Annotated in this window: 19 protein-coding genes; 7 read left to right on the forward strand and 12 right to left on the reverse strand. The window is 73.1% G+C overall.

The genetic code is table 11. From position 1 onward, the window contains the following. The first annotated feature begins 67 nt into the window (after positions 1-67). Positions 68-1,180: an LLM class flavin-dependent oxidoreductase gene (locus ACQPW6_RS00780; protein ID WP_433887526.1), complete on the forward strand. Its 1,113-nt coding sequence runs from the start codon at positions 68-70 to the stop codon at positions 1,178-1,180. Between the two features lie 46 nt (positions 1,181-1,226). On the opposite strand, the gene ACQPW6_RS00785 is transcribed toward ACQPW6_RS00780, so the two are convergent. The 5 genes from ACQPW6_RS00785 to ACQPW6_RS00805 all read right to left on the reverse strand — a co-directional run bounded on the left by ACQPW6_RS00785 (position 1,227) and on the right by ACQPW6_RS00805 (position 9,893). Then, positions 1,227-2,468 (reverse strand): MFS transporter, encoded by a 1,242-nt coding sequence (locus ACQPW6_RS00785; protein WP_433887527.1) that lies wholly within the window; start codon positions 2,466-2,468, stop codon positions 1,227-1,229. A 463-nt stretch (positions 2,469-2,931) separates the two neighbouring features. Further along, entirely contained in the window at positions 2,932-3,888 is a 957-nt protein-coding gene (locus ACQPW6_RS00790; RefSeq protein WP_433887528.1) for a lysophospholipid acyltransferase family protein, read from the reverse strand. Continuing rightward, a complete protein-coding gene (locus tag ACQPW6_RS00795) occupies positions 3,875-5,026 on the reverse strand; it encodes a TOMM precursor leader peptide-binding protein (RefSeq protein WP_433887529.1) in 1,152 nt (383 codons plus the stop codon). Before ACQPW6_RS00795 ends, ACQPW6_RS00790 begins: the two co-directional genes overlap by 14 nt. A gap of 308 nt (positions 5,027-5,334) precedes the next feature. Continuing rightward, complete coding sequence (locus ACQPW6_RS00800; RefSeq protein WP_433887530.1) at positions 5,335-6,498, reverse strand: lanthionine synthetase C family protein; 1,164 nt, start codon at positions 6,496-6,498, stop codon at positions 5,335-5,337. Between the two features lie 299 nt (positions 6,499-6,797). After that, positions 6,798-9,893 carry a lantibiotic dehydratase gene (locus tag ACQPW6_RS00805; RefSeq protein WP_433887531.1) on the reverse strand — a complete coding sequence of 1,032 codons (3,096 nt, stop codon included), beginning with the start codon at positions 9,891-9,893 and terminating at the stop codon, positions 6,798-6,800. A gap of 235 nt (positions 9,894-10,128) precedes the next feature. Between ACQPW6_RS00805 and ACQPW6_RS00810 the strand changes: the two genes are divergently transcribed. The 4 genes from ACQPW6_RS00810 (at position 10,129) to ACQPW6_RS00825 (ending at position 12,593) form a co-directional block, all read left to right on the forward strand. After that, positions 10,129-10,260, forward strand: coding sequence for a hypothetical protein (locus tag ACQPW6_RS00810; RefSeq protein ID WP_433887532.1), 132 nt, complete (start codon positions 10,129-10,131; stop codon positions 10,258-10,260). Between the two features lie 115 nt (positions 10,261-10,375). Next, positions 10,376-10,807, forward strand: coding sequence for an XRE family transcriptional regulator (locus ACQPW6_RS00815; protein WP_433887533.1), 432 nt, complete (start codon positions 10,376-10,378; stop codon positions 10,805-10,807). A 105-nt stretch (positions 10,808-10,912) separates the two neighbouring features. Continuing rightward, complete coding sequence (locus ACQPW6_RS00820; RefSeq protein ID WP_433887534.1) at positions 10,913-11,413, forward strand: ParH-like protein; 501 nt, start codon at positions 10,913-10,915, stop codon at positions 11,411-11,413. Then, complete coding sequence (locus tag ACQPW6_RS00825; protein WP_433887535.1) at positions 11,406-12,593, forward strand: MAB_1171c family putative transporter; 1,188 nt, start codon at positions 11,406-11,408, stop codon at positions 12,591-12,593. Before ACQPW6_RS00820 ends, ACQPW6_RS00825 begins: the two co-directional genes overlap by 8 nt. A gap of 409 nt (positions 12,594-13,002) precedes the next feature. Here ACQPW6_RS00825 and ACQPW6_RS00830 read toward each other — a convergent pair whose 3' ends face one another. The 6 genes from ACQPW6_RS00830 to ACQPW6_RS00855 all read right to left on the reverse strand — a co-directional run bounded on the left by ACQPW6_RS00830 (position 13,003) and on the right by ACQPW6_RS00855 (position 21,173). Next, positions 13,003-13,974 carry a substrate-binding domain-containing protein gene (locus ACQPW6_RS00830; protein WP_433887536.1) on the reverse strand — a complete coding sequence of 324 codons (972 nt, stop codon included), beginning with the start codon at positions 13,972-13,974 and terminating at the stop codon, positions 13,003-13,005. A gap of 50 nt (positions 13,975-14,024) precedes the next feature. Then, the gene (locus ACQPW6_RS00835) at positions 14,025-16,562 is read right to left on the reverse strand and encodes a glycoside hydrolase family 2 protein (RefSeq protein WP_433887537.1); all 2,538 of its coding nucleotides are present in this window, start codon (positions 16,560-16,562) and stop codon (positions 14,025-14,027) included. Between the two features lie 32 nt (positions 16,563-16,594). After that, positions 16,595-17,491, reverse strand: a complete 897-nt coding sequence (locus tag ACQPW6_RS00840; protein WP_433887538.1) for a carbohydrate ABC transporter permease — start codon at positions 17,489-17,491, stop codon at positions 16,595-16,597. Further along, on the reverse strand, positions 17,488-18,375 hold the full coding sequence (locus ACQPW6_RS00845) for a carbohydrate ABC transporter permease (protein WP_433887539.1): 888 nt from the start codon (positions 18,373-18,375) through the stop codon (positions 17,488-17,490). Before ACQPW6_RS00845 ends, ACQPW6_RS00840 begins: the two co-directional genes overlap by 4 nt. A gap of 31 nt (positions 18,376-18,406) precedes the next feature. After that, positions 18,407-19,741, reverse strand: a complete 1,335-nt coding sequence (locus ACQPW6_RS00850; RefSeq protein WP_433887540.1) for an ABC transporter substrate-binding protein — start codon at positions 19,739-19,741, stop codon at positions 18,407-18,409. A 187-nt stretch (positions 19,742-19,928) separates the two neighbouring features. Then, positions 19,929-21,173 carry a lactonase family protein gene (locus ACQPW6_RS00855; protein WP_433887541.1) on the reverse strand — a complete coding sequence of 415 codons (1,245 nt, stop codon included), beginning with the start codon at positions 21,171-21,173 and terminating at the stop codon, positions 19,929-19,931. A 126-nt stretch (positions 21,174-21,299) separates the two neighbouring features. Between ACQPW6_RS00855 and manD the strand changes: the two genes are divergently transcribed. Beyond that, positions 21,300-22,541: a D-mannonate dehydratase ManD gene (gene manD / locus ACQPW6_RS00860; protein WP_433887542.1), complete on the forward strand. Its 1,242-nt coding sequence runs from the start codon at positions 21,300-21,302 to the stop codon at positions 22,539-22,541. 34 nt (positions 22,542-22,575) lie between these two features. Here the strand turns inward: manD and ACQPW6_RS00865 are convergent, their stop codons facing one another. Beyond that, positions 22,576-23,274 (reverse strand): alpha/beta hydrolase, encoded by a 699-nt coding sequence (locus ACQPW6_RS00865; protein ID WP_433887543.1) that lies wholly within the window; start codon positions 23,272-23,274, stop codon positions 22,576-22,578. A 423-nt stretch (positions 23,275-23,697) separates the two neighbouring features. Here ACQPW6_RS00865 and ACQPW6_RS00870 point away from each other — a divergent pair, with 423 nt between their 5' ends. Then, positions 23,698-25,323: a carboxylesterase/lipase family protein gene (locus tag ACQPW6_RS00870; RefSeq protein ID WP_433887544.1), complete on the forward strand. Its 1,626-nt coding sequence runs from the start codon at positions 23,698-23,700 to the stop codon at positions 25,321-25,323. Positions 25,324-25,326: the final 3 nt, after the last annotated feature.

The raw sequence follows: 25,326 nt of genomic DNA on the forward strand, positions 1-25,326 counted from the left end.
GGCCCGACGGCCGACCCACCGAACCGCCTTCATCTCCGCTCACACCACCGCACCGAAAGGCACCACCATGCCCGTTGAATTCCTCGGCATCGCAGCCACCAACGACGGCTCGGAGACCAGCCCCCGCAGCGGGGCGTCGTTCGACAAGGACTACACGCTCAGGCTCGCCCGCGCCCATGAGGACCACGGCTGGGACCGGGTGCTGTTCGCCTACAGTTCGGCCTCGCCGGAGCCCGGCACCGCCGCCGCGTACATCGCCGCGCACACCAGCAGGTTGCAGATCCTGCTCGCACACCGGCCGAACGTGTCGTACCCGACCTTCGCGGCACGGGAGTTCGCCACGCTCGACCGGATCAGCGACGGGCGGCTCACCGTCCACTTCATCACCGGCGGCACCGACCACGAGCAGCAGCGGGAGGGCGACTTCCTGACCAAGGACGAGCGCTACGGCCGCACCCGCGAGTACATCGAGATCGTCAAGCGGGTGTGGACCGAGCACGAGCCCTTCGACCACGAGGGCACGCACTACCGCTTCAACGACTACGTCTCCGACGTCTTCCCGGTCAGCCTGCCGCGGCCGGACGTCTCCTTCGGCGGCTCCTCCCCCGCCGCGTACGAGGCGGGCGGCGCCGTCGCCGACATCTACGCGCTGTGGGGCGAGCCGCTGGCCGAGACCGCCAAGCAGATCGAGGCGGTGAAGGCGGCGGCGCGAGCCGCCGGGCGCAGCACGCCGCCGCGCATCCAGGTCGCCTTCCGGCCGATCATCGCCCCGACCGAGGAACTGGCCTGGGAGAAGGCGCACCGCACGGTCGCCGCCATCGGCGAGCGGCGGGCGTCGGGCGCGTGGAAGCGGCGCGGCGGCGGGCAGCCGGAGAACACCGGATCGCAGCGGCTGATCGCCATCGCGGAGCAGGGCGAGCGCTACGACCGCGCGCTGTGGACCCCCACGGCCGCGGCGACCGGTGGGGCGGGCAACTCCAACGCGCTGGTCGGCACCCCGGAGACGGTGGCGCAGGCGCTGCTCGACTACTACGACCTGGGCGTCGACATCATCTCCGCCCGCGGCTACGACCTGCTCGGCGACGCGATCGACTTCGGCCGGCATGTGATCCCGCTGGTGCGCGAGGAGGTCGCCAAGCGCGACGCGGAGCGCGCGGGTGAGGGGCGCCGCACCGCGTGAGACCAGGTTTCGGCCGGGCGGCCCGGCGTCCGATCCTGTGATGCTGTCAGCGGCCCAGTACGCGGGCGGTCGGCCACACCGCGCCCGCGTACACCGCCGCGGTGGTGAGCAGCACGGCCGGCAGCGGCAGGGCGCTGACCAGGGAGCCGAACAGCAGGTCGCCGAGCGGTAGGGCGGCCGAGACGACGGCGAGCAGCGTGCTCAGTACGCGGCCGCGGACGGCGGGGTCGGTGTGGGCGGTCAGCACGCTGACCATCACCGGGAGGAACGGGCCCTGCGCGAAGCCCATGACCGTCATGCACAGCACGGCCGCGCCGGCGCCGTGCGCTCCGGCGAGCGCGGCGTAGGAGGCGGCCGTGCCGAGCAGGCAGCCGGCCACCACGGGCAGTGCGGGCCGCCGGGCCAGCAGCAGCGCGTACAGCAGCAGCCCGGCCAGCGAGCCCGCGGTGTACGCGGCGACCACCCAGGCGAGCGCGGAGCCGGGCGCCCCGGAATGCCGCAGGTAGAGCGGGGCGATCACCGGGATGCGGGGCGCGTCCAGGACGCTCAGGACGAAGGCGAGGATCGCCATCGAGCGGATGACCCGGTTGGCCGTCATCGCCCTTATGCCCTCGCGGAGTTGGCCGAGGTAGCCGTGGGCGCCTGCCTCTTCGGCTCTGTGGCCGGGGGCCGGGAGGAAGCCGGTCACCAGCAGGGCCGAGACGAGGTAGCTGCCGATGTCGGCCCAGATCGCGGCCACCGGTCCCGCGGTGGTGACCAGGACGGCGGCGGCGGGTGCGCCGATCACGATGCCGAGGCGGGGGAAGAGCCAGTACAGCGACTGCACGCGGGCCTCGTCCGCGCCCGCCGCGCGGGCGGCCGGGGAGATCAGCAGCTGCCGGCAGACCAGTGCGGGCGCGGCGGCCAGCGCGGTGGCGGCGCCGGCGCAGGCCAGCACCCACACGTGCAGCTGTCCGACCGCGTCGGCGAGCAGGATCGCGGTGAGTACGACGGCGGCGGTCAGCGCGGACCAGGCGGCGAGGCGCCGCGGCCCCACCCGGTCGGCCAGCGGCCCGGCCAGCACCAGGCCGATCGCCGCGGCGGCGGTCTCGGCGGCGCCGACGGCGCCGAGCGCGAGCGAGGACGAGCTGAGCGTCAGCACGGCGAGCGGTACGGCGGCCATGGTGACGGTGCTGCCGATCATCGTCGCCAGCGAGGAGAGCAGCAGCGTGATCAGGGGCACCCGGCGGACGCTTGGGGCGGCGGACGCGGCCGGGGTGTCCGTACCCGGGGCGGCGTCGCGGGTCACCACGGGACGCTGCCGCTGAGCCAGGCGGTGGGGCCTGCCGCCGGCCGGCCGGGTGTGCGGCGACTCGCCCGTCCCCAGGTCCACTGTGGCTTGTCGCGCGGTTTCCCGCGCCCCTGATGAAACCGGGAGCACCCGCGCGGCCGGGGGCCCGGCCAGGACCGCGGGTGGCTCCGCGAGTCGCCCGCCGGCCGGCCCGCTGTGGCTGATCGCGCAGTTCCCCGCGCCCCTGATGAAACCGGGGCAGCACCCGACCGGCAAGCCGAGCCCCGAGGGGTGGCGGGGACCTGCGCGCGCAGGCGCCCACCGCAAGGGGCTGGGCGGCCGGCCGAGCCCCGAAAGGGCGCGGGGAACTGCGCGACGAGCCCCCACCGGCCCGCGGGCCGGCTGCCACCGCACGGGGCTGGGCGGACCGTCCGCCCGCAGGCACCGTGCGGCGGACGCGCCGCAGCCCGTGCGGGCCGAATCATGAAGCGGTGGCGGCGGCCGGGTGCGGGGAGGGGGGAGAAACGGTCAGGACCGTATCGAAGATCTCCCAGCACCACCACGCCTCCGGCGCCTGCGACACCACCGACTCCAGCCAGCCGAAGACGCGTTCGGTGACCTGCTCGTCCGGCTCGCGCGAGCCGGAGGTCGACAGGGGCTCGTCCACCGCGATGGTGAAGTGCGCCGTGTCGTCGCGCACCAGGCGGACCGGGATGATCGGCACCCGCAAGGCCCGCGCCAGCCTGGCCGTTCCCATCGGGGCCTGGACCGTGCGGCCCATGAAGGAGACCGGGTGCAGCACCTGCTCCGAGCGCTCGCCCAGCGTGAACTCAGGCATCGTCATCAAGATCCGGCCGGACCGGACGGTGGTCAGCGCGCGCCGGGTGGAGTCCGTGGCCGGCAGGCCGATCGCGTCCAGGGACGGGAGGAGCTCAGGGGCCACGGCGTCGTGCACCGCGCGGACGAGTTCGTAGGCGGCGCCGTCCATGAACGAGGTCACCGGCATGCCCAGCCGGGCGGCCAGGAAGGCGGGCAGCGCCTGGTAGGGACCGCTGTGCAGCGAGATCACGAGCGGCCCGCGACCGTCGGCGAGCGCACGCTCCAGGTGCTCCGCCCCGGTCGCGGCGACGCGCAGCCGCGGATCGGTCGCGTACATCAGCGGCCCCACCGTGTTCAGGCCGCGGGCGAAGTGGTGCCCGGCCCAGGCGGCGGCGAGCGCGGGCGCGTCACCGCTGAGCGCGGGGACACCGCGGAACACCGGTTCCACGGCGGCACGGTAGCGGTCGAAGCGCCCGCTCAGGACGTTCTCCCGCTCCCACTCCAGCGAGTCGGCCAGGAAGCGCAGCGTGCGCTCGGGCGGCTGTTGCCGTGCGGCACGCAGGAACGCGCCGCCTGCCACCGCGACGTCCATGTCGGTGAGGCTGTCAGTGCTGGTCATCGGACGGTCCTCCACAGGCCGGGCAATCGGGGTCTTGGGGCACCTCGCGCCAGTCCAGCCGCATGGTGCGCAGGTCTAGTTCGCCCAGCCGGTTGGCCAGCAGCGGCGGCGCGATGCCGGACAGCACCCGCACGGCGTCCCAGGTCTGGAGGTTGGCGACGATCGCGGACAGCGGGGCGAACGCGGCGGTGTGCCGGTCGCGGTGCGGGGACAGCGGGGTGATCGTCTCGCCGTCGCCGCGCCGGACGTTGTCCCGCTCGTAGCACGTCCAGCACGCGGTGCTGCCGGGGACGATGGTGGGGCCGATCATCCCGACGTGGCCGGCGTAGGCGCCGCCGACGATGTGCGGGATACCGAGGGCGGTACAACTCCGGGAGATCCAGCGGGCGGTGGTGTTGATGTCGGGCTCGTCGGCGCAGTTGACGACGAGGTCGCTGCCGGCCAGCAGCGTGTCGAGGTCGGTGTCGGGGCCGAGCCGGGTGCCGACGGCGGTCACCCGCACGCCGGAGCCGGTCACGTCGTTCAGCCGGCGGGACGCCGCCTCGGCCTTGGGCAGGCCCAGGTCCTCTGCGCTGTAGAGCACTTGGCGGGAGAGGTTGCTCAGCTCGACGACGTCCGGATCGACCAGCCGGAGGTGGCCGATCCCGGTGAGGGCCAGGCTCTGCGCCATCCAGGTGCCGGTGCCGCCGACTCCGATGACGGTCACGGTGGCCTGCCGCAGCCGGCGTTGGGCTTGTAGCGGGTGCACGGAGCCGTCGGCGGCGTGGTCGTCGGCGTCGCGGGCTCCGGTGAAGCCGGTGAAGTCGTGGAAGAGGTCGATCTGGCGGCCGTAGCGGACGAGTTCGAGCTCGTCCAGGGCGGTGGTGGGTGCCGCGGCCGCGTCGTCGAGCGCGCCCTCGTCGTCGAGGGCGGTGAGGATCTCGTCCAGGTCGGTCCGGCTGAACCCGGGGTGGGCCGACCGGAGTTCGTCCAGCATCGTGTCGGTCCCGGTGCCGTCGATGAGCAGTCTGACGGCGTCGATGACGGGCGGCTCGGCCGCGTAGACCACGTGCCGGGACTGCGAGAAGAAGATCACCCGCAGGTGGCCCTCCGAGTCGATCCCCGCGCCGACACCCGGGCGCAGACGTGGCATCCGCATGCTGTCCGTCCTTCCGGAAAAAGACGGTGCTCCCGACGGCGATCACGCGCCATCGGGAGCACCGGCAAGGGCAACGGCCTCAGCAGGAACCGTTCTTGTCCGTACGCGCGATGACGACCTGGATCTTCTTGATCATGGTGAAGCACCTCCTCGGAGATTCGGAGTTTCGGTGGGGCCTGGAGCGGCCCGGCCATCTCAGAATGGCGTCGCGGTGGCTGGGTGTCAACTGAAATGGATGAGAATCTGAATCTTATTCATCTCAGTTTATGTCAGCCGTCGCTCCCGTCACATCCGTGTCTGCCGTTACGTCAGGAGAGCAGGAGTGCGGCACTCCAGTGCGGGCGGTCCGGCGGCTCGCGCCGGTCGCCGGACAGCCAGGCGTGCAGGGCCAGGGCGGTGCCGGCGGCTCCGTCGAGGAAGCCGGGGATGTGCAGGCGGCTGGACGTCGATGAACCGGCCGGGCTCGCGGGGACGGAGAAGACGTACGGCTGCGCGGGGTCGGCGAACTCCATCGCGCGCGCGGCGAGTTCGGGCAGCCGCGCGCCAAGCACGGGGTCGCCGGACACCCGCGCGACCAGGCCGGTGATGTGCAGCAGCCCGCCCCAGCCGTGGCAGAGCGAGGCGTCCACGACGCGCTGCTGGTCCGGCGGACGGTCCAGGGCGCAGCGCAGGGCGTCGGCCGCGTCGCTCGCCCAGGACCGTTCCCCCAGCGCCCGGCCGGCCAGGGCGAGCGCGGCGGCCGCGCCGGCCGGGCCGTGGCACCAGGCGGTGCGGTCGGGATGTGGCGGATCGGGCCGCGCGCCCGCCGGTCGGTCCGGTCGCTCGAACAGGCGCGGCCAGTACGGTCCGTGGGCGTCTCGGGCGCGGCCGTCCAGCAGCCAGGTCGCCATCGTGGCGACGGCCTCGTCCTGCCCACGCACCCGCACCCCGCGTTCGGTGGCGAGCGCCAGCAGAGCCAACGGGCCCGCCACGCCGTGCGCGAGGCCCGGGTAGGCGTAGTCGTCGCGGTGGCGCTCTCCAGCGCCCCGGATCCACCAGTCCGAGCGCGTGGCATCGGCGACAAGGGCCGTGAGCAACGCGCGTAGCGTCGGCCGCTGTTCGGCCCCGCCCGCCAGCAGGTAGCGGCCGAGGCCGGTCAGCCCCGACACCACGTCGTAGCCTCCGGCGCTCGCGTGCGGGGCGCCTGCGGCGCGCCGCGCCGAGTCTCCGGCGACCAACTGCCCTACCAGTTCGGCGATCTGCCGGTCGGCGGCAGCCAGCAGACCGGCGTAGTCCCCGTCGCGTGCTGCCGAGGCGCGGGCCGCGAAGGCGAGTGCGGGCAGCCCGCAGAACAGCCCCTCTGCGGCGGGCCGCCGTCCGGCAGCGACGGCTGCCCGCAGATGACGGTCGGCCGCACTACGCAACTCCGGCTGGTCGTAGCCCAGTTCGGCGTACAGGAGCGCGAGCGCGGGATGCCCGTCGGCCAGCGACATCGGATGCCAGGGCGAGCGCCCGTCACTCTGAGCGCTCGCGCGGCGAACGGCATCGGCTTCGACAGCCGCCGGATCGTCCAGCCGCTCCGCCACCTGGCTGACGACGCGGCCCGCCCGCGCCCGCAACTCCCCCACCGAGGCCGAGCCCGCACGGGCATCCGCCTCCCCGCCTGCCCACTCGCAGCCCTCCCCCGTGCCGACCGCCTCCCACCCACTCCGCGCCTTCGCGACGGACGGACATCGGCTCCCGGGTGCGGAGACCGCCGCCACCTCGTACTCTTCCGCGGACCCGCGGCCGTTCACCGGCGGGCCTTCGCTCGGGCGTGGTGGGCGTGGGCGGCGCCGCGGGCGATGGCGTACGCGTGGGATTCGGCGCGCGGGTCGATGCCCAGGCGGCGGTTGCAGTGCAGGTGGAGCAGGGAGACCAGGACGCGGCCCGGGTCGAGCCAGGACTCCTGCTCCGCGGTCTTGCGGACCAACCGGCCGTGTTCGGCGAGCAGGTGAAGCAGCTCGTCGGGGAGGGCTGAGTCCTGCTCGGGCGTGATGCGGTCCAACGCGGCGCGGCAACGGGTGGTGAACGCGCGGTGGTGGTCGGGGTGGCGGGGGAAAGCCGCGGTCAGCCAGTCGGTCCAGGTCTGCGGGTCCGCCGGGAGGAACGCCCGTGCCATGGCGGCGACTTCGGCCGCCGTGGTGAGCAGCGGGTCCGGGTCTGCGGCGGACGCAGACAGCGCGCCGAGTACGGCGGCGCTGTCAGCGTGGAAGACCTCCTCGGCGAGCGGGAAGGCCGCCGGGCCGCCGTAGCGCTCGATCTCCGGGTCGTATGTCGCCAGCGACATCCCGGCCGACATGCCGTCGTCATACAACCGCCTTCCCACCGCGTGCAGTTCGGGCAGCAGCACCGCGTGCAGGACGGCGCTGTCGCCGTGGAACCGCAGTCGCAGATGGTGTCCGCCGTCCCGGTAGCGGACGAAGAACCAACGGTCGACGCCCTCGGGCAGCTGTGCCGCCAGTGGCGCCAGGTGGCGGGTCAGCACGCCGTCCTGCTGGTCGGCGGGGCAGTCCAGTTGCACGTACAGCCAGCGCCCGCCGGGCAGGTGGGCCGCCGAGCGCGGGCGCGGCGGCGGCAGGGCGGCCGCGTGCGAAGAGGCTTCCGCCGTACGCGGCGGCGCTGTCCTGGCGTCCGGCGGCGGCCCGTGCCGTACGGGCAGCAGGGAGACCACGATCTCCGCGCTGTGGGCGCCGCCGCCCGGTCCGCGCAGCCAGCCGCGCGCGGTGTCGCCGCCGTAGCCGGGCCGCAGCAGCACCGCCTCGCCGTGCGCCCGCAGCTCCTCGCGCAGCAGCTCGCGGTGCGCGGCGGCCGGCAGGTGCAGCGGTATCCGCTGGTCGGAGGCTGCCAGTTCGACGTCGTCCGGCAGTCCCCAGCGCCGCCGGAACCGGTCGAACCCCGCCTCCCACTCCGCGTCCGGCGTCGCCGGATCGGTCAGTGCGGGGCCGGCCGGCCGCCAGCGTGCGGCGCTGAGCACGGTCCGGCCGTACCGGACGGCGGGCAGGAACGGCGCCCGGCCGAGGGCGCCCCAGTCCCACGGCCGCCAGCGCGGCAGCGTGACATGCGGGGCTTCGAGCAGGAACCGTACGGCGTTGGGCAGGCCGGCCTGCCGGTTCAGGTGGTGGAAGGCCAGCGGTTCCAGCTCGCGGCCTAGGCGGCGGGACACGATCCGGAAGCGCTGCCGGTCGGCGCCGATCTCGATGTCGTCGAGCGGCAGCGTGCCGGGCGCGGACGGGTCGCCGTAGACGCCGGCCAGCAGGTCGTGGTCGAGCCAGTGCGGCGCCTGGGCGACATGGGTGAAGCGGTCCTGCGAGACCGGGTGGGCCGGCCTTATCGGCAGCGCCCCGGAGGCCCGGGTGGCGGCCGTCGCCGACGCCCGGGCCAGCTCGCGGGTCTGCTCAGGGAAGAGGTAGCCGAAGCGGCCCGCGCTGGCGCCCGCCAGCGGTGACGCGTTGTCGGCGAGGACGAGGGTGAAGTCGCCGCGTTCGAGGTCCGGTACGGAGTCGGCGACCAGTTGGGCGTACAACTCCACGGCCCGGTCGGGGTGTTCGGGGCCGCTCGGCCGCCCGCTGTGGTCGCCGTCCGCCGGCTCCGCGGTGAGGCGGTCGAGCAGCGGGCCGTCCAACTCGATCTCCTGGCTGCCCTCGGCGACGGCCTGGCAGTATGCGGTCAGCAGGGCCGCCTCCGCGTCGGCGCCGCGCCTCGCGGCCGGGGGCGCGGGCGCCGGGGAGCCGCCGGGGCCCGGCGGCATGCGGTACCCGGCGGGCAGACCGAGGCCGGTGCCGGGATCGAGGAGTTCGGCCAGCGGCACCAGCCGCTCAGCGCCGTAGTGCTCGATGAACCGCGCGTGGTAGCCCGCGAGCGGGCCGGGGCCCGGCCGGGACAGCCGCCACAGCGCGGTCGCCGCGCGTTCGGCCTCGACGGCGACGGTGTGCGGCAGGACGACGTCGGCGTCGAGGGCCAGGTCGACCTGGAGGCGGACGTGCTCCCCGCCGACCGTGACCACCGGTGCGGGGCCGGCCGGCGGTCCTGCCGCGTAGTCGGCGGCGGCCCGCCGCACGGCGCTGACCTGGCGGTGCGGCGGGGTGCCCGGGCTCAGTACGCGCAGCAGGTGGTCGAGCGGATCGCTGCCGTCGAGCGGCGGGCGCAGCTCGGTCAGCAGGGCTTCGGCGGCGACGAGTTGGGCGATCAGCGCGCTCACCGAGCCGGCCGTCACACCCGGGAAGGCGCTCTCCAGCAGGCCGGTGAGGTCGCGGACCGGTATCGGCAGCCGGGCGGCCTCGACGGCGGCCCGTACGGCGGGCGTCCAGCGCAGGGTGTGCTGGTGCGGCCGGCCGCCCGTCTGGTCGGAGGCGGCTTGGGGCTGCCTGGTGCTGAACGGCACGATCAGCCGCCCGTCGCGTATCCGGCACAGGTTGTTCGCCACCACCCGCAGGCCGGGCAGCACGTCGGGGTCCTGCTCCCAGCCGGCGACGGAGCGCGCCAGCCAGGACCAGTCCGGGCGCACGCCTTTGCGGTGGTCGGCGCCGAGCACGGCCCGGCCGCGGTCGCCGAACGAGGCGAGGCCGACGCCCGCCATCAGGCCGAACGGGGTGCAGCGGTGGGCGGCGCGAAGTGCGTACCGGGTCAGCCCCCTCGCCATCCTGGCCAGGTCGCGCGGCGGCAACTCCTCCCCGGAGAGCGCCCGCTGCCACTGGCCTGCCAGCGAGGGGCTGGCCAGCGCTACGGCCTCGCGCAGCAGCGGGTCGGCGGCGAGGCCGCGCAGATAGCCGGTGAGCGCGGCCGGGTCGCGGCCGCCGGCTCCGGCCGGTGCCTGCCAGGTGTCCCCGGTCCGGTCCCGGCTGAGCACCGGGGCGCGCAGTAATACCTGGTCCGCGCACCGGAAAAGCACCGCAACCCGGTCCCGGCTATCCGGGCGGCTGCCGCCGGAGAGATCTTCTTCCTTTGCCGGACCGTCCATGCTGCCTCCGGTTTTTTCGGCAGTCGAGAGGTATTGATTGACGGGGCGGCGAGGCGGTCCCTATAGTCAGCCGCCTGGAGCCCCGGTGCCGTTGTCATGGAACCACATCGAATGGAGACGCCACATGGATTCGGAGAAGATCAAGGACCTGTTCGACATCGACCTTGACGCCATTCCTTTCGAAAAGGACGCGGTCGCCGCCACGGCCGAGGAATCGACGCCGCCGAGCTTCGTCTCCGTCTGCTGGTGGTGCTGACCGCAGGACCGGGCCTCCAGAGGGCTGACGTACCCCCGCCTCATAAGCTAAGATGAATGAGGGCAGCGGCGGAGCTCATATCCGCTGAGCTGGTGGGGAGACGAAAGGCCAGGTCATGGGCGACTCGGAGGACACCGCGGGGACGACGCTCGCCGAGAAGATCGACGCGCTGTTCCGCGTCGTCCGCCGGGCGGACCGGGAGCAGTACAGCCACGAGGAAGTGGCGCGGGCCTGCCGGGAGGCCACCGGCGACAGCTTCTCCGCGACCTACCTGTGGCAGTTGCGCACCGGCCGCCGTGACAATCCGACGAAGCGGCACCTGGAAGCGCTCGCGCAGTTCTTCCAGGTGCCTGTCGCCTATTTCTTCGACGACGCGGAAGGCGCTCAGGTGGCCGCCGAGCTCCAATTGCTCGGCGCACTGCGTGATGCCGGCGTCAGAAGCGTCGCGCTGCGCGCCGTCAATCTCTCTCCCGAGGGCATGGGGACCATCAGCGACATGATCGATCTGATCGCCAGAAGAGAAGCAGAGAAGAACTCTCCCGATTAGCCGGCCGGAATTTCAGTCCGTCCGGGATGGCAATCGGAAAATGGGGGGACTCCCATGCTGTTAAACAGCTCCCACAGAAAGTTGTGGGCGAAGTACAGACAGGCCATGGGCAGCTCGGCACTGCCAGGACCCTTCGACGCGAAGGTGCTGATCTCCCGGCTGGCGCAGCAGCGCGGGCGGCCGATCGAGCTGGTCCCCGTCGCGGCCCGACCCGATTTCCCCTGCGGCCTGCTCATCACCACCGACCAGGCCGACTGCATCTTCTACGCCGCGGACACCACGCCGCTGCACCAGCAGCACATCCTGCTGCACGAGGCCGCGCACCTGCTGTGCGGGCACCATGAGTCCACGGCCTCCCTCTCCGCCGGGCTGTCCGCCGGCGCGACCACCTCGCTGCTTCCCCACCTGTCGGACTCGCTGGTCAAGCGGATCCTGGGCCGTACCGTCTACAGCGAGCCGCAGGAGCACGAGGCCGAACTCCTCGCGTCGCTGATCCGCTTCCGCGCCGCGCGCGACGACCACGCCCCGACGCTGGCGGACGGCCAGCAGAGCCGGCTCGGCAGCATGTTCGGAGCGGCGTCGCACCGGTTCGGCCGCCATGGCTGACGCCGCCACCTATCTGGCGGCCTGCCTGGTGCTCTCGTTCGCCCTCTACCGGATCGTGCTCGACCGGGGCACCCCGGAGGATCCCGCCGTCCGCTACATCTGCTTCTTCGCGCTCGCCATGGGCGGCGCGCTGCTGCTGCTCGCGCCGCGCAGCATGGCGATCCTGCACCGGCTGGTGCCGCTGCCGCACCTCGGGCTGCTGCTCGGCGCGGAGCTCAAGGTCTGCTCGCTGACGTTCCTCGCGATGCTCGCGCACTCCCTGGACGACGCCGGCGCCGACAAGCCGTCCGCCGGCCGGATCGCGGGGCTGGCGGCGGCGGTAGGCGGGACGCTCGCGGTGCTCTTCCTGGCCGCGCACGCCCAGGACGGTACGACGGCGGTCCGCGCGCAGGGGGCCGACCGCTGGCTGATCGCGGCCTACGACTTCCTGCTGATCGGCTACTTCGTACGGTGCCTCGGCGTGTTGATCACGCTGCTCGGGCGGAACGCCCGCCGGGTGCCGCCGAGCCTGTTCCGCACCGGGCTGCGGCTGATGATGGCCAGCGCGGCGGTGGGCGTGGTCTGGACGCTGCTCATCCTCGGCGACGTGGCCTCGGTACTGCGGGACGGTACGCAGCCCGGCACCGAGGACCGGCCCTCCGCGGTGCTCGCGGTGGCCGTCGCGGCGCTCGCGGTCGGCGGCGCCACCGCGACGATCTGGGGCCGTACGGTGTCGGCGCCGGCCCGGATCGCGCGGGCCTACCGGTCGTACTGCGCGCTCGAACCGCTGTGGTCGGCGCTGCACGAGGCGGTGCCGGGGATCGCGCTGGCGCCGCCGAGCCCGCACGATCGCTGGCGGAGCATGCGCAACGCCGAATTCGCCCTGTACCGGCGGGTGATCGAGATCCACGACGGGCGGCTGTGCCTCCGGCACTACTCGCCCGCGGCGGCGCCAGGTGTGGAAGCCGACGGTTCGCCCTCCGGAGCGCGGCAGCAGCGGGACGCGGCGGCGGAGGCGGTCGCGATCAGCGCGGGGCTCGCGGCGATGCGCACGGGCAAGGGCAGCACGGCAGCCCCGCCACACCTGTCCGCCCCGGCCTCGTCCTCGCTCGGCACGCTGGACGCGGACGTGGATTGGCTGCTCGCGGTGACCGCGGCTTTCGTGGAGCGCACGGAGCGGTCGGCGAACGCGCCCGGCTGAGGGCGCGCGCTCGACCGCCGGGTGCCCCGGCCGCCACCTCCAGCCAGGACACGCCCTGCGGGCGAGCCGACCACCAAGCCCCTTGCGGCAGTCCCCGGACCCCCGGCCGACGAGAGGCTGGTCGCGCCCACGCGGCGCCAGCCGCACACCAGACACAGCCCCGCGCCCCTGGGTGCCCGGGGCACAGCCCCCGACCCGTTCGCGCCCAAGCGCTGCAAGCCCCGTGCCCCTTGGAGTAACCAGCGCGCGGCCCGGACCCGACATCGACACGCCCCGACACCCCGGCTGGGGCGACCCGAAGGGGCGCGGGGAACTGCGCGCTCAGCCAGTGCGCGCCTGCGGGCGGGCCGACTGCCGGGCCACTTGCGGTGGTTGCCGGGCCCCGGTCGCGGTGGGCTGTGCAGGCTCCCTAGGCCAGGGGCCGGTGGCGAAGCAAGGCCGAGCTGGCGCGGAGGGTCAGGGTCGGGGGTGGTGGAGCCGGTGGGGCGGGGTCCGGGCCGAGGTGGTGGAGGAGCAGGCGGGCCGCCCGGGTGGCGGTTGTCGTCAGGTCGTCGCTCATCGCGGTGAGCGGCGGGTGGGTGAGGCGGCACAGCGGGGAGTCGTTCCAGGACAGCACGCTCAGGTCGCGGGGCACGGTGAGGCCCATCTCGGCCGCCACCGCCAGGCCCGCCGCGGCGGCCACATCGCTGTCGTAGAGGATCGCGGTCGGACGGCGCGGGACGGACAGCAGGGTCCTGGTGGGGCGGCCGGTCTGCTCGTGCAGCGGGTCCGCGGGGGCCCCGGGGATCTCCTCCAGGCCGAGTTCGCCGATCAGGGCCGACAGGGACGCACCCCGGGCAGCGGTGTGCCGCAGTCCGGGAGCCGACGGGACGCGGGCGATGCGGCGGTGGCCCAGGGCGGCCAGATAGCGCACCGTGTTGTCGACGGCGGCGGCCTCGTCCGGCCACACCGACAGGCAGCCGGCCCCGGGGCGCGGCGGGCCGAGCACCACCACCGGGACGCCTTCGCTGTGCAGTTCGGCCAGGTCGAGCGGCGTGTCGTACAGGTCGATCAGGACCGAGCCGGCGATCCGGCCGGTCTGCCACCACCGGCGCTGCTGGGAGACCTGCCGGGCGGGGTCGGCGACCCCGGCCAGCAGCAGCGGGTACCGCCGGGGGTCCAGTGCGGCGGCGAGGCCGGCCAGCAGCCTGCCGCGCAGCGGGCCGAGGCCGCAGTCCGCGCCGCCGGGGACGACGACGCCGATCGGCCCGGCCCGGTCGCCGAGTGCCCGGTCGCCGAGTGCCCGATCGCCGAGTGCCCGCTCCCCGGCCGGTTCGGAGTGCACGTCCAGAGCCCCCGCCGTGGGCGCCGGGACCGGGATGACCCCGGCCCCGGGGTCCATGTCCCCGATCGTGGCGCGGCGCGCGGTGGCATCCCGCGCGCCGGGTGGGTTCACCGCCGGATCTGCCGCGTCGAGGGCAGCACGCGCGGGGAGTTGACGCAGAGCAGCGCGCCGGGCAGCCGCTGCGCGTCGGCGTCCTGCCAGTCGCTCACCCGGTAGGTGACGCTCTCCCCCGGCAGCAGGGTGACCAGGCCCCGGTCGGCGCGGGCGTCGGGGTGCAGCCGGTCGGCCTGGAGCAGCAGGTCGCGCAGCAGGGTGCGGGCCCGCACGGTGACCTCCGCGTCGGCGCCGCGCCGGGCGCCGGGCACCAGCTCGATCTGCATGTCGGCCTGCGGGTAGCCGAACTCGGCGTCGGTGCGGTCGAAGTGCACCGCGCGCAGCCCGTCGGCGTCCGCGACCCGGAACTCCCTGCCGGGGTCGGCGAGCACCGCGATCTCCTCGGGCAGCGGCACCAGCGCCACGCTGCGCGGCGCGGCGTCCACCACAGCGGTGAGCTTGGCGTGCACCGTGCCGTCGGCGTCCACCCGGCGCAGCAGCACCGTAGAGGTCCACCGCTGCGCGCCCTGGTTGACCGCGGCGAGCACCGTACGCCCGTCGCGCTGCTGGAAGGTCAGCAGCCGGTCGGCGTAGAGCCGGCTCAGCTCGTGGTAGAGCGGCTTGGGGCGGGCGTCGCCGTCGATGGCGGCCCAGGAGGTCACCGGCCAGCAGTCGTTGAGCTGCCACAGCACCGTACCGGCGCAGGTGGGCCAGTGCGAGCGCCAGTGCTCGACCCCGGTGGCGACCGCCCGTGCCTGGTTGACCTGGGTCAGGTAGTGCCAGGCGTCGAAGTCCTCGGGGACCGGGAAGTGGTGGGCGAGGCCGCGGTCGAGTTTGCCGTTGCCGTCGTCGGCCTTCTGGTGGTGGGCCATGCCGGGCGAGTCCGCGCTGAGCGGGGTGTCGCTGAGCGCGCGGCGCAGCGTGGCGTAGGCGGGCGGTGCCTGCCAGCCGAACTCGGCGACGAACCGCGGGACGCTGCCGGTGTAGTCGGTGTAGTCGGCGCGGTTCCACACCTCCCAGGAGTGCGCGGTGCCGTGCCCGGGGTCGTTGGGGTGGTGCTCCCAGGAACCGGACCAGGGGCTGCCGGCCCAGTACGGGCGGGTCGGGTCGGTGCTCGCGACGATCCGCGGCAGCAGGTCGAGGTAGTAGCCCTCGCCCCAGGCGGCGCCGTCGAGTTCGGCCGCCCACTCCCAGTCGGCGAAGCCCCACAGGTTCTCGTTGTTGCCGTTCCACAGCACGAGCGAGGGGTGCGGCATCAGCCGGGTGACGTTCTCGGCGGCCTCGGCGGCTATCTCGCCGCGCAGCGGTTCGTCCTCGGGGTAGGCGGCGCAGGCGAAGAGGAAGTCCTGCCAGACCATCAGCCCGAGCTCGTCGCAGGCGTCGTAGAAGGCCCGGTCCTCGTAGATGCCGCCGCCCCAGACCCGTACCAGGTCCACCCCGGCCGCGGCGGCCTGTTCGAGGCGGTGCCGGTAGCGGGCCGGTGTGATGCGGCTGGGGAAGACGTCGTCGGGGATCCAGTTGACGCCGCGGGCGAACAACCGGGTGCCGTTGACCACTAGCGTGAACGCGGAGCCGTGCTCGTCGGCGGCGGTGTCCAGCTCGACGGTGCGGAAGCCGACCCGCCGCTCCCAGCCGTCCAGCGCGGTGCCGTCGGCGTCGGTGAGCACCACCTCGCAGTCGTACAGGGGCTGTTCGCCGTAGCCGCGCGGCCACCACAGCTCCGCACCGGGCACGGTCACCTCGACCGTGCCGGTGTCCTGGCCGGCCGGCAGCTCGACGCGCGCGCTGCGGCCGGCCACCGTCAGGCCGACGGTGAGCGGGCGGGAAGCCCCGCTGCCGGTGCGTTCGACGGCCACCCGGACCAGGACGCGGCCGACGCCGTCCCGGACGGTGACCTCGGGGGTTACGTCGGCCAGCCGGGCGACCGACCAGTGCTCCAGCCGGGCCTGCCGCCAGATGCCGGCGGTCACCAGCGTCGGGCCCCAGTCCCAGCCGAAGGAGCAGGCCATCTTCCGGACGAAGTTGAACGGCTCGGGGTAGGCGTTCGGCCGCGCGCCGACGGTCTGCCGCAGCGCCTCGGCCTCCTCGTACGCGGAGGTGAAGCGCACGCTCAGCGGCACCGTGCCGGCGCCAGGACCGGTCTCAGGCCCGGCGCCGGAACCGTTTCCGTCGCCGAGCAGGTCGGTGACGTCGTAGCGGTAGGAGCGGTGCATGTTGCGGGTGGCGCCCAGCAGCCGGTCGCCGAGCCGGATCTCGGCAACGGTGTCCAGGCCGTCGAAGACCAGGTCGGTGCGCTCGTGCCCGGTGCCGGCGGCCGGCAGCGCGGTGGTGTAGGTCCAGTCCGCGCGGCCGACCCAGGCGACCTCCTGCTCGTTGCGGTCCAGATACGGGTCGGGGATCAGCCCGGCGGCGAGCAGGTCGGTGTGCACGCACCCGGGGACCTGGGCCGGGATCTCCGCATCGGCCAGCCCTGCCGGCGCGTGGTCCGGGCGGTGCCTGGTGGTGTCGAGGCGCAGCGTCCAGTCGCGGGTGAGCGGCGTGCGGACCTTCATGCGTTCTCCGTTCCGTGACTCGTGTGCGCGCCTCACTTGGTGGCGCCGGAGGCGAAGCCGTTGTAGATGAACCGTTGCAGTGCCAGGAAGACGATCAGGCTGGGGATGATCACCAGCGCGGCGCCGGCGGAGATGACCTCCCAGTGGGCCCCGTACGGGCCCTTGAACCGGAACAGCGAGGTGGAGATGGTGCCCAGGTTGTCGTCCGGCATGTAGAGGAAGGGGATGTAGAAGTCGTTGTAGATCGCGACACCCTTGATAATCACCACGGTGGCGATGGCCGGCCGCAGCAGCGGCATGATGATCCGCCAGTAGATGGTGAAGGAGTTCGCGCCGTCCAGCCGCGCCGCCTCGTCCAGCGAGATCGGGATGGAGCGGATGAACTGCAGGAAGATGTAGATGGACACGATATCGGTGCCCATGTACAGCATGATCGGCGCCCAACGGGTGTCCATCGCACCGAGGTTGTTCACGATCTGGTAGGTGGCGACCTGGGTGGTGACGCTCGGCACCAGCGAGGCGATCAGGAACAGCGCCAGCACCAGCTTCTTGAACGGGAAGTGGAACCGGTCGATCGCGTAGGCGGTCATCGATCCGATCAGCACCGTGCCCAGCACCGAGAAGAACAGGATGAACGAGGTGTTCCACAGCGCGCGCAGCATGTGCCCGTCGGTGAACGCGGTCGCGTAGTTGTGCAGGTTGAACCAGTTGTCGGGCGCCGACAGCGGACCCTCGTGGGTCATCTCCTTGCTGGTGCGCAGCGAGGTCAGCAGGATCGCCACCAGCGGGATGACCACCACCGCGCTGGCCAGCACCAGCGAGAGGTACTTCAGGAAGACCGCCGTCGCGGTGCGCGGTGACATCCCGCGCCCGCGGCGGGGGTGCGGGCGCGGGGCCCGCAGCGCGCCGGGACCGGTGAGCGCGGTCATGACTGCTCCACCCTCTCGTCGGGGAACAGCAGCCGCTGCACCCAGGTCACCAGCAGCACGATCGCCAGCAGCACCACTGCCGCCGCCGAGGCGAGACCGGTCTTGTTGAAGTTGAAGGCGAGCTTGATCGTCTGGATCACGAAGGTCTCGCTGTTGTTGGAGCCGCCGGTCATGATGAACGGGATCTCGAAGACCGACAGCGATCCGGAGACGGCGAGGATCGCGCTCAGGCTGATGATCGGCCGGATGCTGGGGGCGATGACGTAGCGGAACTGCTGCCAGCGGCTGGCGCCGTCCAGCGCCGCGGCCTCGTAGAGCTGCGGCGGTATGGACTGGATGGCGCCGATGAACAGCACCATGTTCAGACCCATGAAGCGCCACACCGACACTCCGGCCAGCGAGGTGTTGACCAGGTGCGGGTTGCCGAGCCACAGGTGCGGGCCGGCGCCGAACGCCTTCAGCACGGTGTCGAGGGTGCCGCCCGGCTGGAAGAAGTAGAGGAAGACGAAGCCGATCGCCACCCCGTTGATCAGGTAGGGGAAGAACAGGATGCCCTTGAACAGGTTCCGCAGCCGGGTGTTGAAGCTGAGCACGGTCGCGAAGTACAGCGCCAGGCAGATCTGCACCACCGAGCCGGCCAGGTAGAAGAGGCTGACCCAGAAGACTTGGAAGAGCTGCGGGCGGGTGAACAGGTCGACGTAGTTGTCGGCCCCGACGAAGTTGCGGGTGGGGCTGAGGCCGTCCCAGTCGGTGAGGCTGTAGGAGAACATGCTCACCACCGGGATGTAGGTGAACACCACCAGCAGCACCAGCGGGATCAGCAGGTACAGCCACGGGGTGAACCACCAGGCCCTGCGGGTCCGCCGGCGGGAAAGGCTGCTCATCTCTTCCTTCTTCTGCGTCTTCCGCGGAGGGTCAGCCCACCGTGCCGAGGGCGTCGGACCACTTCTTGTCGAGGTCCTTGAAGTAGCTGTCCATGTCGCCGCCGGCCGCGCCGCGGGCGACGTCCACGATGTGCTGCGGGTAGTCCTGGGCGTCCAGCCCGATCTCGGAAGCCTTGTCGATCTCGTCGACCTGCGCGGTCTTGTTGTTGGTGAGGTAGACGAACTTCACCTCGGCGTCCTGGAACGGCTTGAGGTCGGCGGGCAGCGGCGCGCCCTTCACCGACGACGGCGACAGCGACGCCTGCGCGTCACCGGACTTGTTGATGTACCAGTCCAGCCAGGCGCGGGCGGCGTCCTTGTGCTTGGAGTGCACGTTGACCGCGTACTGGTAGTCGGGGCGCACCACCGAGCAGAAGTGGCCGTCGACCTGGGTCGGGAAGGGCATGAAGCCGATGTCCGCGGGGTCGTGGCCGGCCTTCTTGGCCGCGTCCTGCATCTGCACCACGGCCCAGGACGCCAGCCACATGGTGCCGACCTTGCCGCTGCCGAGCAGGGTCTTGGAATTCTCCCAGTTGGTGGTGTTGGGGTCGGCCTCGGCGAGCTTGCCGTGCACGATGTCGTACAGCAGCTTGTCGGTGGTGTAGAGGTCCTGGCCCTGCGACCAGGGCTGCTTGGTGGTCGCCAGCTTGTCGTTGGCCTGCGGGTCGCAGCTCGGCGAGCCGAGGGCGTTGCCCCAGTTCGTCAGCGGCCAGCCGTCGTGGTAGTTCGTGTAGTACGGCGTGGCGCCGGTCTTGGCCTTGATCGCCTGCAGGTCGGTGAGGAACTGCTGCGGTGTGGTGGGCCAGTCGGTGATGCCGGCCTGCTTCCAGACCGCCTTGTTGTAGACGAAGCCGTTGGCGTCGCCGATGTTGGCGATGCCGTAGACCTTGCCGCCGACCGTCGCGTGGTCGGTGAAGTCGTACTTCTTCGACAGCTCGGCGGAGGTGCCGAGCGGTGCGAAGAACGTCGGGTACTGCTTGAGCGTCACAGCATTGGGGATCGACAGCACGTCCCCGTAGTTGCTGCTGTTCATCCGGATCTTGACGTCGCCCTCGTAGTCGGTGATGCCCTGGAACTTCACCGTCACATGCGGGTAGATCTTGTTGAACGCCGCCGCGTAGCCCTTGAGGGTGCCGTCCTGCACCTGGTCGGTGCGGTTGGTCAGCACGGTGATCGTGCCGGAGACCTTCGAGGGGTCGCTCGGCGCGGTCGCCGTGTCCGACGATCCGCCGCCGGAACCGCTGCCGCAGGCGGTCAGCGCCACCGCCATACCCGCCGCGATGGCCGCAAAAGCTGTTCTTCGCACGCCGAACCACACTCCCGTCATCTGTGAACTGAACGGCCGCACTGCGTGCCGTAGCGACGGACGTCTCGTCGTCGGGGCGAAGCGGCTGATGGCTGCTTAACGTAGACGCAACAGCTCGGACTGTCTATAGAACGGTCTAGTGGTTATCAACGCGTGACTGAGCGGCCCTTGGCGCGAGATTACTGTTTCTTTGCTTGACGCGGATGATCTACAGGAGCAGCACGCAGACCGGTACCGGGAAGGCGAAGAGCGGGCCCGTCGCGGTGAGTTCGCCGGTGCCCTGGTCACGGGCGAAGGCGGCGACCGTGCCGGAGTTCTGGTTGGCCGCGAAGAGCCAGTCGCCACCGGGGTCCATGGCGATGTGCCGCGGGTAGGCGCCGCCGGCGGGCACGGTGTCCACCAGCTGGAGTTCGGCGCCGCCGCCGCCGACGGTGAAGCGCGCGACGCTGTCATGGCCGCGGTTCGACACGTAGGCGAAGCCGCCGTCCGCCGAAACCAGCACCTCCGCCGGGTAGTTGCGCCCGGAAGGCGGGTCGCCCGCGGGCACGGTCGGCAGCGACTGCCCCGGGGTGACCATGCCGGTCGCCTGGTCGTAGCCGCAGACGGTGACGGTGTCGCCGAGTTCGTTCGCGACGTACAGGTACTCGCCCGAGGGGTGGAAAGCGCCGTGCCGCGGGCCGGAGCCGGCCGCCATCCTGGCCTGCGAGACGTCCGCGAGCTTCCCGGTGCCGGTGTCGAGGCGGTAGGTGTACACCGTGTCCGTGCCGAGGTCGACGGCCAGTACGAACGCTCCGTCGGGCGCGTTCAGCACCATGTGCGCGTGCGGACCCGCCTGCCGGCTGCCGTCGGGGCCGGAACCGGTGTGCTGGACGAGGTCGGTGCGCGGTCCGAGCGAGCCGTCGGCGGCGATCGGGTGCACCGCCACGCTTCCCGAGTCGTAGTTGGCACTCAGCAGGTGGCCGCCGGCGGCGTGCACGGTCAGATGGCAGGGGCCGTCGCCGCCGGTGCTCTGGCTGCCGAGCACCCGCGGGTCGCCCTGCCCGGCCGCGATCGCCGTGACCGTGCCCTCGTACTCGTTGACGGCGTAGAGGTACAGGTGGTCGGCCGACGGCGTCACGAAGGACGGGTCGGGCACCCCGGCCAGCGTGCTGCCCGCCGTCACCGCGCCGGTGGCGGGGTCGTAGCCGGCGACGCCGAGACCCGCGCCGCCGCCGTCGGAGGTGTACGTGCCGATGTAGAGCGGCCGCAGCGCGGCGGGGGTTCGCGCGGCGGTGTCCGCCGCCAGGGCCTGACCCGGGGCCAGCGCCGCGGTCGCGCCCAGGCCCGCGGCGCCGAGCCCGGCGGCGGCCAGCAGGCCGCGTCGCGAGAGGCCCGGGGGCGGGCCGGGCGTCTTCGGGGTTTCCGGCCGCTCCCCCGGGGTCGGGCCGCCGGTGGTCCGTTCGGTGTCGGTCATCGCTGCTTCTCCTCGCGCTCAGGTCGGCCGTCGGACGAGCTAAAACGTGTGACAGGATGGCGCCCGCCGCCGGGCGGTACAAGACCGCCTCGCGGCCGACCCATCCTCAGCACCCGGGAACCCATGATGAAGATCCGCTCAGCCGATGTGAACGTCACCAGCCCCGGACGTAACTTCGTCACCCTGCGCATCACCACCGACGACGGGCTGACCGGCCTCGGGGACGCCACCCTCAACGGCCGGGAACTGGCGGTGCGCTCGTACCTCGCCGACCATGTCGTGCCGCTGCTGACCGGCCGGGACGCCGGGCGGATCGAGGACACCTGGCAGTACCTCTACCGCGGCGGCTACTGGCGGCGCGGCCCGGTGACCATGGCGGCCATCGCCGCGGTGGACACCGCGCTGTGGGACATCAAGGCGAAGGCCGCGGGCATGCCGCTCTACCAGCTGCTCGGCGGGCGGTCCCGGCGCGGCGCGCTGGCCTACGGCCACGCCTCGGGCCAGGACATCCCCGAACTGCTCGACTCGGTGCGGGCCCATCTCGCCGACGGATTCCAGGCGGTACGCATCCAGTCCGGCGTGCCCGGCCTCGGGCCGGTCTACGGGGTGGCCGCCGGCACCGGCTCCGGCGGCACCCGCTACGACTACGAGCCGGCCCGCCGCTCGGCGGACGGGCCGGCGCTGCCGGTGGAGGAGACCTGGGACACCCGCGCCTATCTGCGGCACCTGCCCCGGGTGTTCGACGCCGTCCGGCAGGAGTTCGGGCCCGAGCTGCCGCTGCTGCACGACGGCCACCACCGCATGACGCCGATCCAGGCGGCGCGCCTGGGCCGGGACCTCGAACCGTACGACCTGTTCTGGCTGGAGGACGCCACCCCCAGCGAGGACCAGGCGGCCTGGCGGCTGATCCGCGGGCACACCACCACACCGCTGGCCACCGGCGAGGTGTTCAACTCCGCGTACGACTACACGACGCTGATCAGCGAGCGGCTGATCGACTACGTGCGCTCGGCCGTCACCCACACCGGCGGCATCACCGCGATGCGCAAACTGCTCGACCTGGCGGCGCTGTACGGGATCAAGTCCGGCCTGCACGGCCCCACCGACGTGTCACCGGTCGGGATGGCGGCGGCGCTGCACCTGGATCTGGCGATCCACAACTTCGGCATCCAGGAGTACATGCGCCACGACCCGCGCACGCTGGAGGTGTTCAGGACGTCGTACACCTTCCAGGACGGCCTGCTGCACCCGGGCGAGACGCCGGGCCTGGGCGTGGAGCTCGACGACGAGGCCGCGGCGCGCTTCCCGTACACACCGGCCTACCTGCCGGTGAACCGGCTGCGGGACGGCACCGTGCACGACTGGTGAGCCTGCTTCACGTCGCCGGGCGCTCGCGCGGGCCTCAGACCCAGCCGGCCAGCGCGTCCATGAACGCCGGGAAGTCGTCGCGGTGGATGTTGTGGCCCGCTCCGGTGACCCGGCGAAGGCTGAAACCCCGGGTGAGCAGGGCCTGTTGCTGCACCGGAGGGACCCGCTCGCTGGGGTCGGCGAGCAGCACCAGTGACGGGACGGCCTCGGCGGCGGGCAGTCCGGGTGGCGGGTCGAGCGCGGTCACGGTGTCGGGGTCCCACAGCGCGAGGCAGGCCGACTCGTCGGCCACCGCGGCGTCCTCCCAGCGCGGGTTGGCCGCCCGGATCTGCGCCGGGGTGGCGTTCCGGTAGGCGCGCGCCGGGCCGAGGTCGTGCGGCTGGGTGCGCCAGGCCGGATCGCTGAACACCGCCCGGCCGACGTCCAGGCCGAGGTCGATGGCCCGTTGCAGCACCAGGGCGCCGAGCGAGTGGCCGAGCGCCAGTTCGGCGCCGGAAGGGCAGCTGTCCGCCAGGTCGGCGGCCATGTCGTCCAGGCGGTAGCGGCGGGCGCCCTCGGGTCCCGGCTGCCGCGGGCTGGTGCCGTGCCCGCGCAGGTCGACGGCTGCCACCCGGTATCCGCGCTCGGCGAGCGCGGGGCCCACCCGGCGCCAGGTGCGGTGGTCGGCCATCATGCCGTGCACCAGGAGCGCGGTGCGCTCGCCGGTCCCCCAGGTGTGGACGGTCAGTCGCATCCAGCAGCTCCCCACGGTCGGTCCCCGCGGGCCGGCTCCGTGCGCCGCACCCGTGGGACGAGATTTTTCTAGAACGTTTTATAGACGCATCGGCGGTGCGCCGTCTACGGTGAGCCGCGAGCCGAGCGGGCGGCGTCCAGTTGCCCGCGTCATCACGAGGGCCGACCCGCGCCGCGCGTCCATCCGGGCCGCGATGGCGCCGCCGACCTGCCCGGCTGCTCGCGTTCCGCCGGCCGGCCCGTCCCGTCACCCGGCCGTACTCGTTGCCGGGCCCCTGAGGGATCGGTCGAAGCCTCCCCCGGGCGGAGGTTCCGCATGCCCCGGCGCCGGACCGGCCACGGCGCGGCGGTGCTCAGGTCGCCGCTCCACCCCGCACCCCCGTGGCCCTCGAACGTCCGCACACGTCATCGAGGAGATGATCAGGTGTTCAGAAGGTTCCTCTCCAGCAGCCGCCCGCGGCTCGGCGGCCTGGTGCTGTCAGCCGTCGCGGCGCTGCTCGCGACCACCGCCGCCGCGCCACCGGGCGCGGCGGCCACCACCGATTCGGCCCCTGCCTCGTACGCCCGCCACGATCCGGCGACGGCCCGGACCCAGCAAGGCGTACTGCACGGCCGCCAAGTGGCGGGCGGCCAGGTGCAGTTCTTCGGCCGGGTGCCGTACGCGGCACCGCCGGTCGGCGACCTGCGCTGGCGTCCGCCGCAGCCGGCCAAGCCCTGGCAGGGCGTCCGTGACGCCTCCGCGCCCAGCCCCGCGTGCCCGCAGACCGAGAACAGCAACGGGCCGCGGTCGGTCACCGAGGACTGCCTCTACCTGGACGTGTGGCGGCCCGACACGCCCGCGGCCCGGGCCGGCCGCGCCCCGGTGCTGTACTGGATCTTCGGCGGTGGCGGCGTCAACGGCAGTGGCAGCCAGTACGACGCGGCCCGACTCGCCGCCGAGACCGGCAGCGTGGTGGTCACCGTCAACCACCGGCTCGGCTGGCTGGGCTTCCTGGCGCTGCCGGCGCTGAGCGGCGAGTCACCCGACGGCATGTCGGGCCAGTACGGCCTGCTCGACCAGATCGCCGGCCTGAAGTGGCTGCGGAGCAACGCCCGTAGCTTCGGCGGCGATCCCGGCAATGTGACGATCGCGGGCCAGTCGGCCGGCGGCCGGGCGGCCTGCCGGCTGCTGGCGGCGCCGCCGGCCCGCGGCCTGTTCGACCGGGCGATCATCGAGAGCGGCGCCTGCGACGCGCAGCCGCTGGCGGCCGCGCAGAGCGCGGGCAGCGCCTTCGCCGCGTCCGCGGGCTGCACGGATCCGGCCACGGCCGCCGCCTGCCTGCGCGGCAAGGACGTGGGCACCCTGATCGACCAGCAGGGCGCGCCGGGCACACCGGCCATCGGCGGCGCCGCGCTGCCGCTCGACCCGCGGCAGGCCATCGCTGCGGGCAGGTTCGCCCGGGTGCCGGTGCTGGTGGGCAACACGCACGACGAGAACCGCCCCTATCCCGGCATCACCCAGCCCGCGACCGATGCCACCCTCAGCGACTGGATCCAGCGGTCCTACCCGCAGTACGCGCCGCAGATCGCCGCCCTGTACGCGGGCCGGCCGGCGGCCGACGCCGCCGGGGCCATCGCCTCCGACCCGGACCGGGTGTGCCGGGCCTGGACGCTGGAGAACGCCCTGTCGCCCTGGACCCGCACCTACGCCTACGAGTTCGCCGACTCCACCGCGCCCGCCGAGGGCGTCACACCCGGTTTCGCGTGGGGCGCCTACCACACCACCGAGCTGGAGTACCTGTTCCGGTTCACCCGCACCGACGGCTCGCAGAAGTTCCTGACCGGCCTGAATCCGGCGCAGGAGCAGCTGGCCCGGCGGATGCGGGCGCAGTGGGGCGCGTTCATCGCCGACGGCCGTCCCGACCGCGGTCAGGGGCCCTGGCCCGGCTACCGGGCCGCGCAGCCCGAGGTGATGCAGTTCCGGCTGCCGCACGACGGATTGACCAGCGGTTTCGTCAGCGATCACCACTGCGACTTCTGGAACGACCACGGCCTGATCCACACCCAGTGACCG

It is taken from the genome of Streptomyces sp. CA-111067 (assembly GCF_050956065.1).
In the GTDB taxonomy this organism is placed as follows: Bacteria; Actinomycetota; Actinomycetes; order Streptomycetales; family Streptomycetaceae; genus Actinacidiphila.

Coding starts and splice junctions, on each gene's coding strand:
- ACQPW6_RS00835 (WP_433887537.1), bottom strand. CDS start 16,562: ATGAAGGTCCGCACGCCGCTCACCCGCGACTGGACGCTGCGCCTCGAC.
- ACQPW6_RS00820 (WP_433887534.1), top strand. CDS start 10,913: ATGGGCAGCTCGGCACTGCCAGGACCCTTCGACGCGAAGGTGCTGATC.
- ACQPW6_RS00845 (WP_433887539.1), bottom strand. CDS start 18,375: ATGAGCAGCCTTTCCCGCCGGCGGACCCGCAGGGCCTGGTGGTTCACC.
- ACQPW6_RS00815 (WP_433887533.1), top strand. CDS start 10,376: ATGGGCGACTCGGAGGACACCGCGGGGACGACGCTCGCCGAGAAGATC.
- ACQPW6_RS00840 (WP_433887538.1), bottom strand. CDS start 17,491: ATGACCGCGCTCACCGGTCCCGGCGCGCTGCGGGCCCCGCGCCCGCAC.
- ACQPW6_RS00855 (WP_433887541.1), bottom strand. CDS start 21,173: ATGACCGACACCGAACGGACCACCGGCGGCCCGACCCCGGGGGAGCGG.
- ACQPW6_RS00790 (WP_433887528.1), bottom strand. CDS start 3,888: ATGACCAGCACTGACAGCCTCACCGACATGGACGTCGCGGTGGCAGGC.
- ACQPW6_RS00825 (WP_433887535.1), top strand. CDS start 11,406: ATGGCTGACGCCGCCACCTATCTGGCGGCCTGCCTGGTGCTCTCGTTC.
- manD (WP_433887542.1), top strand. CDS start 21,300: ATGAAGATCCGCTCAGCCGATGTGAACGTCACCAGCCCCGGACGTAAC.
- ACQPW6_RS00780 (WP_433887526.1), top strand. CDS start 68: ATGCCCGTTGAATTCCTCGGCATCGCAGCCACCAACGACGGCTCGGAG.
- ACQPW6_RS00810 (WP_433887532.1), top strand. CDS start 10,129: ATGGATTCGGAGAAGATCAAGGACCTGTTCGACATCGACCTTGACGCC.
- ACQPW6_RS00850 (WP_433887540.1), bottom strand. CDS start 19,741: ATGACGGGAGTGTGGTTCGGCGTGCGAAGAACAGCTTTTGCGGCCATC.
- ACQPW6_RS00865 (WP_433887543.1), bottom strand. CDS start 23,274: ATGCGACTGACCGTCCACACCTGGGGGACCGGCGAGCGCACCGCGCTC.
- ACQPW6_RS00830 (WP_433887536.1), bottom strand. CDS start 13,974: ATGGACCCCGGGGCCGGGGTCATCCCGGTCCCGGCGCCCACGGCGGGG.
- ACQPW6_RS00800 (WP_433887530.1), bottom strand. CDS start 6,498: ATGTCGCTGGCCGACGGGCATCCCGCGCTCGCGCTCCTGTACGCCGAA.
- ACQPW6_RS00795 (WP_433887529.1), bottom strand. CDS start 5,026: ATGCGGATGCCACGTCTGCGCCCGGGTGTCGGCGCGGGGATCGACTCG.